The 11,136-nt window shown below is 50.3% G+C and carries 7 protein-coding genes; 3 read left to right on the forward strand and 4 right to left on the reverse strand.

Translation table 11 applies throughout. The features are described 5' to 3' along the window. The first annotated feature begins 10 nt into the window (after positions 1 to 10). Positions 11 to 613: a DUF1287 domain-containing protein gene (locus tag ACSV5M_RS16430; protein WP_439177433.1), complete on the forward strand. Its 603-nt coding sequence runs from the start codon at positions 11 to 13 to the stop codon at positions 611 to 613. Here the strand turns inward: ACSV5M_RS16430 and ACSV5M_RS16435 are convergent. From ACSV5M_RS16435 to ACSV5M_RS16445, 3 genes are all read right to left on the reverse strand, one after another. Then, positions 610 to 1,923, reverse strand: a complete 1,314-nt coding sequence (locus ACSV5M_RS16435) for a diguanylate cyclase domain-containing protein (protein WP_439177434.1) — start codon at positions 1,921 to 1,923, stop codon at positions 610 to 612. The two genes, ACSV5M_RS16430 and ACSV5M_RS16435, sit on opposite strands and share 4 nt — an antisense overlap. Before the next feature lie 282 nt (positions 1,924 to 2,205). Continuing rightward, positions 2,206 to 4,107 carry a lytic polysaccharide monooxygenase gene (locus ACSV5M_RS16440; protein ID WP_439177436.1) on the reverse strand — a complete coding sequence of 634 codons (1,902 nt, stop codon included), beginning with the start codon at positions 4,105 to 4,107 and terminating at the stop codon, positions 2,206 to 2,208. Between the two features lie 239 nt (positions 4,108 to 4,346). Beyond that, positions 4,347 to 4,940, reverse strand: a complete 594-nt coding sequence (locus ACSV5M_RS16445; protein ID WP_439177437.1) for a DUF2214 domain-containing protein — start codon at positions 4,938 to 4,940, stop codon at positions 4,347 to 4,349. A gap of 1,862 nt (positions 4,941 to 6,802) precedes the next feature. Between ACSV5M_RS16445 and ACSV5M_RS16450 the strand changes: the two genes are divergently transcribed. Then, entirely contained in the window at positions 6,803 to 8,467 is a 1,665-nt protein-coding gene (locus ACSV5M_RS16450; RefSeq protein ID WP_439177439.1) for a cellulase family glycosylhydrolase, read from the forward strand. Between the two features lie 86 nt (positions 8,468 to 8,553). On the opposite strand, the gene ACSV5M_RS16455 is transcribed toward ACSV5M_RS16450, so the two are convergent. Next, positions 8,554 to 8,709 (reverse strand): hypothetical protein, encoded by a 156-nt coding sequence (locus ACSV5M_RS16455; RefSeq protein WP_439177440.1) that lies wholly within the window; start codon positions 8,707 to 8,709, stop codon positions 8,554 to 8,556. A gap of 270 nt (positions 8,710 to 8,979) precedes the next feature. Between ACSV5M_RS16455 and ACSV5M_RS16460 the strand changes: the two genes are divergently transcribed. Next, the gene (locus ACSV5M_RS16460; RefSeq protein WP_439177442.1) at positions 8,980 to 11,052 is read left to right on the forward strand and encodes a glycoside hydrolase family 6 protein; all 2,073 of its coding nucleotides are present in this window, start codon (positions 8,980 to 8,982) and stop codon (positions 11,050 to 11,052) included. Positions 11,053 to 11,136 lie beyond the last annotated feature (84 nt).

Below are 11,136 nucleotides of genomic sequence, written 5' to 3' on the forward strand. Positions count from 1 at the left end.
TAATACGCTTATGGAAAAACGTTTTTGTTGGACATTACTGCTTGTCCTGATATGCAATCAACTCGCCAAAGCCGATGAGCAAACCGAGGCGCTGGTGAACGCAGCAATAGAACGCACTCGTCACCATGTAACCTATAACGGCGCCTACTTCAGGATTGATTATCCGAACGGCGACGTGCCCTCGCAGTATGGCGTCTGCACCGATGTCATTATCCGCAGCTATCGCACGCTGGGCATTGATCTACAACGCCTGGTTCATGAAGATATGCGCGATCATTTCCATGAATACCCTGCCAAACGCATCTGGAACCAGACACGCACCGACCGCAATATTGATCATCGCCGCGTGCCGAACCTGCAAACGTTTTTTTCCCGCCACGGGCAGATTCTACCTGTTACACAACAGGGCCGCGATTACCAACCTGGTGATCTTGTCACCTGGATGTTGCCCGGCAATTTGCCGCATATCGGTATTGTGGTGAATCAACTATCAGCCGACGGTAAACGACCGTTGATTGTGCATAATGTCGGCGCGGGACCACAGACGGAAGATGCGCTGTTTCGCTATACCATCACCGGACGTTATCGATATGCGCTGGAAAATGCGCGTTAAATACGTTGCTTGCGCCGGGTTTTGTGCGCGTACATCCGTCGGTCAGCGGCCCAGACCAAATCTGCAGCGGTATCTGCATCTTTAAAAGCGACGGCGTAGCCAAAGGATGCCGAGATCTGCAAGCGATGTCCATCGTGATAAATCGGTTCGGCAATCGCTTTGGCCAAACGCTCCAATAAAGGATCGATTTCGCTGCTATCCAAATTTTCTACCAAGACGACAAATTCATCACCGGCCCAGCGCGCTGTCGTGTCGCCGATACGTGCACAACTCTCCAACCGCTGCGCGACGGTCTTCAGGACGAAGTCGCCAGTGCGGTGGCCATAGGTGTCGTTGATAATTTTAAAATCATCAAGATCAATAAACACCACCACCAAACCCTCTTCCGGTTTACGGCGAGCCAACAACATGGCGTGTTCTATACGATCATTCAACAAGGTGCGATTAGGTAAACTGGTCACCGGGTCATGCAATGCCAGATGTGCCAGTGTGCGTCGGTGTGCGAGGATGCTGTACAACCCCATCGCCATCATTAACGCAAACACCCAACCAACCAGGCGTAATAATCCAGAAGGCACACGCCCACCGGCATTGAGCAACTTCACCGCAAAACGCCAACCCCGCTCCGATGTAATGACAACCGCTTGCGGGTCTTTAAATAACTTTGCTTCGCCCCATAGGTTGTGTCCCCGCGAACCACTCACCGCAAATTGATAATGGGTCTGATTAATCTTGCCAAAAGTATCAGCAAGAAAAGAATCCGAATCAATAACCGTGGAAAGCAGTCCCCAATAGGTATCGTTCACAAAGATCGGTTCACGGTAAATCATGGCCGTGCCGCCCTGCAATAATTTAACCTGCTCATCCATAATCGCCTTGCGACCAATTATCGTCGCCTCTACCGCCGGCCACTGTTCCGGTTGCGAGCGGTAATCCATACCGAGGACCTGTTCATTGCCTTCGAGTGGGTAGAGATACGTAATGTTATAGCCAACCGCCACACCAAAATTTCGCACATGCAAGGTAGTCTGGTGAGCAATGCGCAGAATATCTTCCACCTCTTGCTGCTTAAGGTCATTGCGACGCACTGCAAAATAACTGCTTAATCCGCTGGTCAGATGCAGTACACGATTCAATTGCTGTTCACTGCGCGTACGTAAATCGGTGGCAAATGCCAAGGCGTCAATGCGATCACTTTTTGCGAGGCTGTGCTGATGCATCGAGAGCATAATCTCGGCTAACACCACAAGGGTCACAAACGCAATGATGGGAATACCAAAGATAAAACCGGGTTCTGAATAGTGTCTCAATCGCTATGATTCCATTTCACCGCTGATGGATATATCAGTAAATCTGCAACTGCCCATTACTGATTATTCCGGCAATCATAATCATCTTGACGATCTATGAGAACTCTTAAGTTGCGCTGCGCTTTTTAACAATCGCAGTGGAGTGAGCTAAGCGTATGATTGAGTTAATGTATTTTATTATTAACGAAAATTCGTTGTCGGAAAATTTAACAACCTTTGTGAATCTGTTGTGCCCGGATAAAAAAACTCCCGCCCGAGCGGGAGTTTTTTAAACTGTCAGGTTCAGTTGCACACTGAGCCGGTTACTGTCGGTGTAGCGGCATTACCGGAACCGCCTTTGGTTCCCTGGAAGCCAAACTCTACCGTTTGCCCCGGCTGAATCGCACCGTTCCAACTGATGTTGGTGGCTGTGTAGGGATTGGTGCCCGAAACATTGGCATTCCAGCTGCTGGTTACCCGTGAACCGTCGGTGTAATTCCAGCTGACATTCCATCCATTAATGGCACTACTGCCATCGTTGGAGATGCGAATAGCACCGGTGAATCCATCACTCCACTCGTTGGTAATCACATACTCGCAGTTACCCCCGGTGTTGCCGGTAGAGCTACTTGCGGCACTGCTGGCAACGCTACTTGCAACGCTGGACGCAGCAGAACTGGACGGCGCGCTGGACGCTGGCGTTGAGGAAGTACCACCGCCCACAATGCCGTAAGGTGCCGGTTGTGAACTACAGGTACTGGCCGCGATACAACTGCGGTTTTGTTCCCAGCCCCAGCCACTTTGCGTGGTAGTACAAAGCGGATACAAGGTGCCATACCAGTTACATTGGCTGCCGGTCGCTGCACTGGAACTGCTGGAACTGGCCGCACTGGAGCTTACGCTTGAACTGCTGTTGGTGCTTTCCACTTGCAGGAAGGCATTGGCATACACAGAGGGCGTTTCAGCATAAACACGGTTACCGGTTGCGCTTTGCTGCGGCGCCACATCACCGCTGGAGTTCAAGACACCCACTTGCACATCATCGGCAGCATTATTAACCGCTTGTGCCAGGGCAAAGGGCCAGGCAGTTGCTGACGCAGTAGCCGATGTGATCACCAACGGCGATGCAGGCAGATAAACATCGGTACCATCATCACGTACCAGGCGCACGCTCACACGATCCCCCACAGCCAGTGTTCTGGATGTTGCAGTCAAGGCGCCAAGGTCTTCCCAACTGGCACCCGCAACCGGGACATGAGTGAAGGTGAATGAATCATTGCTGGTGGTATTACCGCTGGCCACCTGTAAACGCACCGTGACATTACTTTGTGCTGTCGGGGCAGCCAGAGTTAATGTCGGGTTCGCCGATGTGGTGCTACTGAGGCTATAAAGCGATGGATTAGCTGCTTCAATGCTCCACTGGTAAGAGAGGTTGTTACCGGTTGAGCCCGCAGCACTCAGTGAAATGGTACCGGCGCCGGCAAACGTCGAATTGGATGGTGTAGCGCTGATATCTGCCACCACAGGGTTTGTATTGCCACCGCCATATGACACGTCGATACAACCATGGAAGCGTTCATAGGTCCATTGGTTGCGACCCCATTCGCCGTAGATGACGTGGCGACCGGAACGGGCCGGAATATTACATTGAGTATGGAACAAGGCAGCGCCTTTATCCGGTGTAACGTTGGGGTTGCCGTTGGGATTGGCATCGTTATAAGGCAAGTCACAGAAGGGTTCTTCTTCGAAATCATCCCAGGTCAACGCGCGACCTACCTGATATTGAAAGTCAGGTTTGGTAATCCAGTAACTGAATTCTTCTGTGTCATCAAAGTGTGGTCCCCAGGAGATATCCCAGGTGATAGTTAATGGCCCGGCGGATACCTGTTGGGTTGGCCAATTAATAGGAGCGTCCCACGGCGTCGCGCCGCCTTGCCAGGTTTCACTGTCAAAGCCGCACACATTATTTGAGCGTCCACCTTTGCGGCCAATGTCATGCGTCAGCACGCTCATGAATTGATAGCCGCCGTTGGAGTCGTTGGCGAATGCTTGTGCACACGCACTACCGGGGGGAGCCTGATCCGGTTTTGTGATCGCACCACATAACCAGTTACGTGAGGCCGGTTCCGACATCAAACCGTGGCCGAGGGCTGTGCCGGACAGCACGAGAGACAAGAGCCCGAGTGTTATTTTTTTTGGTAGCATCTTCGTTATCCTCTTCTGTTTTAATGAATGATGATTGAAGCCGCTTTCCACTCCTTGTGCATACATTGTAATCCTTCGGCGGTTCCTGATAATCCGGTGAAAAACGTCACATGCCAGCCACTGATCCCTGCTCAAGTCGGCATGTAAAAAAGGCCTGCAACCCGCGAAGGTTGCAGGAACGCACACATCATGAAACGTTGAAGACCATTGCTGATCTCCACCACATGATTCAATAATCTTTAAACCGTATCCCGATCAGCGCTCTCTTTCATATTCAGATTGGTGAGCAGTACTGTGCGCGACATACGCATAACTTCGTGGGCCACAATAAACGCAAAAAGCACCAGGCCCGCGTACAACAACATAATGCTTGAGTAATCGACACTGTAATTCCAGGTGCGCGCAATACCCAGGTAGCATGCGAACAACCAGGACACTGTGGATAAAGCGCCAGAGCAGCCAATCCACTTTTGATCAAGCGAGGGCAATTGCAGGATTGCTTTGTTACCCACAATTTTTGGAAAACTGTAAAAGTGCAGAAAAACGCCATTAAGACTGAGAATAATCACGACTGAAAACTTGGCCCAGATTTTCTGGTTGGAAAAATACGCCTGCGGATTCTCAAAATAGCCCATGGTGACCAGACCAGCACCCGTCGTCCAGAGCACAAGCAGTGCGATGAAAACAATGGTGGCGGTATTGCGCAAGGTAAGAATCTCATCCTGCGTTAGCACACGATAGCGCGAACGCCATAACGCAAGATCTTGTAGTAACAATGTACCGATAGAAACACATGCCGCCAGCAAGTGAGCGTAAATAACGAGAGTTTTCATGGTGATGCCCTCCCGGGATCGCGTTATCAATGCCGATGAAAAAACAAAAAACCTGTCATCATTGTTGTAAAAAACCTGCAACCACACGTGGTTGCAGGAAAGTGCACATCATGAACAAACCCGTTTTTCAGCATTAGCCCATACCCCGCCCCGGAGCTAAACCATCCTCAATAGGGACGTTTTCCCACTTGTAGGGCGACCAACGCAGTGCCACATGCAAAATGACTGCGCTAACAATCAACAGCGACGCTAACGCTCTCCAGGAGAGACCAAGACTGCATCTGTTGCTCCCCTTCGATTTTAAATTGTGCATCGTTGGAATTCTGTATGGGTGATTAGCACCCAAGGTACCTGCTGTCATTGATCAGGTACCTTATTATGAATACAGCTATTATCGTTATCGATACGCGTGTGCAGCTGAATGTTTTTATAGGGAAAATCATTTTCCCTTTAACAATGCCCAGAAGATCCGATATGTCGATCCCCGGTTTTTCCCACTATTCAAGACAAGGTTGTCCCGTAAGGAAAAGTACCTGAGCCATCGTTATTTTGTCGGACATCTTGCGCTAATTAAAATTATTTTTAAATTCCATTTTTTATCCAGCGTGCTAAAACCGACATAAAACCTATTCGATTTCCGATGCCACATTTTATTTATCTATAAAAACAGGGAAAATTTCTTATCTTGAAAAACTGCGCAATCGCTTGGACTTATAAGGTGTTTACGGGGGTTATCATTAATAAAAACGTTACAAACCAGTCGCTTCGACTTAGCCGGAAAATAAATTAATCGCTATATTGCAGCAAATTAACTATAGCGTTATTTTCTATTGATTTTTTATCCATCCCGCTTGACGAAAAACGAATCTGGATAACACAACGTAAAAATAAAATCGCGCTCGACTATAAAGTCATCAATCTCTCAAGAAGAAAATCCTGACCAGAACAACCTTAAAGTGGTGACCATACTGGGAATGCGCTCCGCAACATACCGTGTCCATACCGCAGAAAATTTAATAATACTTCATACAAAAAAAGGCTTAAAAAGGTTTATATTTTTAGCCATCATTATTTTATTACTGAAAAACATTTTCTATAAACGACCCTTCGGCCAACACCATTTTGTAACTTCTCGATGTTCCTGACGGCCTGGAAAAGATAAGTTTAATTAGGAAACAAAAGAGTTTTTCCATTATTTATAAGGAATCAAAATAAACAATTCTATTTTTGGCGACACATTTTGTTATCGCAAACACGCCGCTTTTCTGCGTACGTCACATTTCCCGGAAGGCTGGCTTTTTTGGGATTGTCATTTCAGCGCTTTTCCACTACCTTGCCATGGATTAGGCGTTATTGAGATGGTTGTGCGCCGCTGTACTTAAGAATCGCAATAAATAAAAGGCAAATATATTTGAAATCCGAATAAGAAAAGCAGTTCACGATAAATCGTTATAAGTAATTAAGAATTTACTACAAAATATTAGAATAATTTAGGCGCCAATTATCGATGGCGGCTTTCCGCCCCACCATCGATTATTCATTTTTAAGGGTATTTGTTTGTGCAGTTTTATCAAATCGGGGGATTAATCCGATTTGAGCATGATTGCGCTACCAAAAGAACACAGCAGAACGGCCTGAAGGGCTGTAATTCCGTTTCCTGTGGACTGATTTGGTGAGCCGTCTTGCATGACACACACACAATGTACCCTGAAAATTCAGGCGTTTTGCGCAATAACAGGTGTGCTGTCCGGCGAGAGTTCAACGAGTCGGTCTGCGGAAAAATGCAGTTCTTTGAATAAGTTCTGCACAAAAAGCAGTACCAATTGTTGTACTCCAATTATTAACAATAATGAGGCTGGACTATGAAGAGCACCCAACAAAACATGACACAAACCAGACGCTTTACAGGCATGAAAAAATTAACGAACACATTGCTGCTTGCCAGCGCCCTGTTAGCCACCTATGGCGCAAATGCGGGCTTCCAGGTTTCCGGCACCCAATTGCTGGACGGCAACGGCAATTCGTTTGTTATGCGCGGTGTTAATCACGCTCATGCCTGGTATACCAATCGTACGCAACAAGCCCTGGCGGATATCGCCAGTGTTGAAGCGAATACCGTTCGCGTCGTATTGGCCGATGGCCAGCAATGGACGCGCACCAGCGCGACAGAAGTGGCCAACATTATTCAATGGGCTAAGAACAATAAATTAATTGCTGTATTGGAAGTGCATGACGTTACCGGTTCCGGCGAACAAGGTTCTGCGGGCACCCTCTACAACGCCACCAGTTACTGGATAGATATCGCCAGTACCCTGCAGGGCCAGGAAGACTACGTCATCATCAATATTGCCAACGAACCTTTTGGCAACGGTGTGCCGGAAAGCAGTTGGATCGACGGTCATATCCAGGCCATTCAACGCATCCGTAATGCTGGCTTGACGCATACGCTGATGATTGATGCAGCAAACTGGGGTCAGGATTGGCAAGAAGTGATGCTCGATAATGCCTCCACCGTGGCCGCCGCTGACCCACGCAACAATACAATGTTCAGCGTACACATGTATGAGGTTTATCAGAGTCGCGCGAAGATCGAGGGTTATGTTTCAAATTTTTTAAGCACGCATAATTTACCATTGATCGTGGGTGAGTTCGGTGCAGATCACTATGGCAACAACGTGGATGAAGATTCTATTCTGGCGGTAGCCGAGCAATACAACATCGGTTACCTCGGTTGGTCCTGGTCTGGTAACAGCAGCGAAGTCGCATCGCTGGACATCGTCAACAACTGGAATGTAAACAGTTTGTCTACCTGGGGTGATCGGTTGATTAATGGCACCAATGGTATTCGCGCAACAGCGGAAATTGCTTCCGTGTTTGATGGCGGCGGAAATTCCAGCAGCTCCGTTTCCAGCTCATCCAGTTCTTCTGTCGCCAGCAGTACACCATCCAGTTCCTCGAGCAGTACAAGCGGCGGCGAGCAGTGCAATTGGTACGGCACCTTGTATCCCTTGTGCACCACAACGCAAAGTGGTTGGGGCTGGGAACAAAATCGCAGTTGTATTGCACGCAGCAACTGCAGTTCACAACCGGCGCCTTACGGTATTGTCGGTGGTGGTACAGCCAGTTCTTCAGCACCGAGTTCGTCCAGCAGTTCATCCGTTGCGAGTTCGTCGTCATCCAGCAGTTCGCCGGCGAGTTCTTCATCGAGCAGCGCAACCAGTGGCAGCAGCAGTTGCACCTACGTTGTCACCAATCAATGGGGCAACGGTTTTACTGGCGCAATTCGCATTACCAACAAGGGTAACAGCGCGATCAACGGTTGGAGTGTGAACTGGAATTACACCGATGGGTCACGCGTGACAAACAGTTGGAATGCAACGGTCAGCGGCAGTAATCCTTACAGCGCCAGCAATGTTGGCTGGAACGCTGAAATTCAACCGGGACAAACGGTAGAGTTCGGTTTTCAAGGAACAAAAAATTCTGCTCAAGCGAGTGTACCGACCGTAAGCGGATCTGTTTGTAATTAAAAGGACTCAACAACTAATCGGTTGCGCAACAAATGATTGAATACGCGCAACCGATTATTGAAAAAATGATAGCGCTACCTTTTACATCATTTAATCAGTAAAAAAATTACAACCAGAATGCGCAGGGAAAAAAAATAAAAAGGCGCAACGGTCGCCCAGAAAATGACAGCGCTGTCTTTTTGTTTTAGGCGGCCTGAAAAGTATTCAGGACAATCGATAAAAACAAGTAAGGAGAGCAACACAGTCGTGCGTCCTCGGGCGCACGACTGACCTGACAAACCAGCGATAGCAAAAATGAGGCGGCAATGAACTGCCTCCGTCGGCCAACACCGACAAACCATACGGAGTCTGCCACGGATGAATATTCCTCGGCCGGTTAAGCGGGCGAGCAAGCTACAAGGCGTAGAGCATGAACCACACCTCGCCATTCCGTTGAAGGCGAGCCAGTGTGTGTAACGACGACGAGGGCACCAGATGTACTCCCTCCTAACCGGACTTTTGGAGAACTAACAATGATAAGGCTAACAAGAAGGGGCTACGGCCTGGCGACCATGCTGAGCCTCGGCATGGCGGCAGCGACCTTTGGCTCGGCAGCCCAGGCGGCAACCTGTACCTACAGCATCAGTAACGAGTGGAATACCGGCTATACCGGTACCATTTCCATCAACAATACCGATTCCAGCGCGATCAGCGGCTGGAGTGTGAACTGGCAATACAACACCAACCGTGTGACCAGTTCCTGGAATGCTAACCTCAGCGGCAGCAATCCCTATACCGCGACCTCTTTGGGCTGGAACGGCAACATTGCCCCCGGCCAAACCGTGTCTTTCGGATTCCAGGTCGATAAAAACGGTGGCTCTGCCGAAACCCCAACCGTGAATGGCGCCGTCTGTTCCGGCGGCGTGACCAGCTCTTCTGCGTCCAGCGTGGCCAGCAGCACTCCGGCGAGCAGCGCACCGAGTTCATCGTCAAGCACACCCGCTACCGGTGGCCAGCAATGTAACTGGTACGGCACCTTGTATCCCTTGTGTACCTCTACCCAAAGCGGCTGGGGCTGGGAGCAAAATCGCAGCTGTATCTCCGCGAGCACCTGTAGCTCACAACCGGCGCCTTACGGCATTGTCGGTGGCTCATCCGCGAGCAGTACACCGGTCAGCTCCAGTAGCTCAAGCGTTGTGGTAAGCAGTGTGCCTTCCTCGAGCGCGCCGTCTTCAAGTGCGCCCTCTTCAAGCGTTCCTTCTTCAAGCGTGCCGTCTTCGAGTGTGCCCTCTTCCAGCGCGCCCTCGTCGAGCGCTCCGTCTTCCAGCGTCGCCTCCTCCACCAGTTCAGCTGACTGGGGCAACCGTATGGATAACCCCTTCATCGGCGCCAACTGGTACATCAACCAGGACTGGGCTGAAAACGCTACTGCCTCAGGTGGTGCTGCTATCGCCAACGTCAGCACGGCTGTGTGGATGGACCGTATCGGAGCCATTGATCCGGAAGATCCGAACACCCTCGGTCTGCGCGACCACCTGGACGCCGCTCTCGATCAAGGCGCCAACCTGATCAAGGTCGTCATCTATGACTTGCCTAACCGCGACTGTCACGCCCTGGCGTCCAACGGCGAATTGTTGATGGCCGAAGATGGCTTCAACCGTTATGTGAACGAGTACATTGCGCCGATCGTGGATATCTTCTCCGATCCGAAATACAACAGCTTGCGCATTGTCACCATCATTGAGCCGGATTCCTTGCCAAACCTGGTAACCAACATCTCTACACCCAAGTGTCAGGAAGCTGCTGGTCCCGGCGGTTACATCGACGGTACCCGTCATACGCTGACCGAGCTGGGCAAATTGCCAAACGTCTACTCCTACATCGATATCGGCCACTCAGGCTGGTTAGGCTGGCCGGATAACTTCCAGGAAGCAACCACGCTGATCGCCGACGCCATCAAGGGCGCTGAAAAAGGTGTCAACAGCGTTGCCGGTTTCGTTTCCAACACCGCTGGTTACACGCCACTGCGCGAGCCGTTCCTCGATGCCTTGTCCATGAGCGGTATGCCGGGTAACCCAGGCGTGCAAGTACGTCAGGCCGCCTTCTACGAGTGGAACCCCTACTTCAGCGAAATCAGCTTCGTGCAGGCATGGCGTAACCGCATGATCGAACTGGGCTTCCCGAGCACTATCGGTATGTTGATCGATACGTCGCGCAATGGTTGGGGTGGTTCTGATCGCCCGACAGCGCAATCCACCAGCACCAGCGTTGATACCTTTGTGGATCAATCTCGAGTAGACCGTCGCTACCACCGTGGTAACTGGTGTAACCAGCCTGGCGGTATCGGTGAGCGTCCTACTGTGGCGCCGGAACCCGGCATCGATGCTTACGTGTGGGTGAAACCACCAGGTGAATCAGACGGTGTAGGTTCTGCCGGCATCATCGATCCCGTCGATCCGGCGAAAGGTTTTGACCGCAATTGCGATCCAACCTTCACCAACGCCAGCGGCACCCTGACCGGCTCTATCCCTGATGCCCCTCATGCGGGCCGCTGGCACACCGAAGCATTCCAGATTCTGTTGAACAACGCATACCCGCCGCTGTAAATCACCAGCGACAACACGGATGACCTCAAGCCAGGATGGCTTAGAAATGAACAAAACCAGGCTTTGACCATGCACAGCAGATGC

The organism is Cellvibrio sp. ARAG 10.3 (assembly GCF_051846955.1).
Lineage (GTDB): Bacteria > Pseudomonadota > Gammaproteobacteria > Pseudomonadales > Cellvibrionaceae > Cellvibrio.

Bases quoted from the DNA above. Each gene is read 5' to 3' on its own strand.
- ACSV5M_RS16430 (WP_439177433.1), top strand. From the start codon at position 11: ATGGAAAAACGTTTTTGTTGGACATTACTGCTTGTCCTGATATGCAAT.
- ACSV5M_RS16440 (WP_439177436.1), bottom strand. From the start codon at position 4,107: ATGCTACCAAAAAAAATAACACTCGGGCTCTTGTCTCTCGTGCTGTCC.
- ACSV5M_RS16445 (WP_439177437.1), bottom strand. From the start codon at position 4,940: ATGAAAACTCTCGTTATTTACGCTCACTTGCTGGCGGCATGTGTTTCT.
- ACSV5M_RS16450 (WP_439177439.1), top strand. From the start codon at position 6,803: ATGAAGAGCACCCAACAAAACATGACACAAACCAGACGCTTTACAGGC.
- ACSV5M_RS16460 (WP_439177442.1), top strand. From the start codon at position 8,980: ATGATAAGGCTAACAAGAAGGGGCTACGGCCTGGCGACCATGCTGAGC.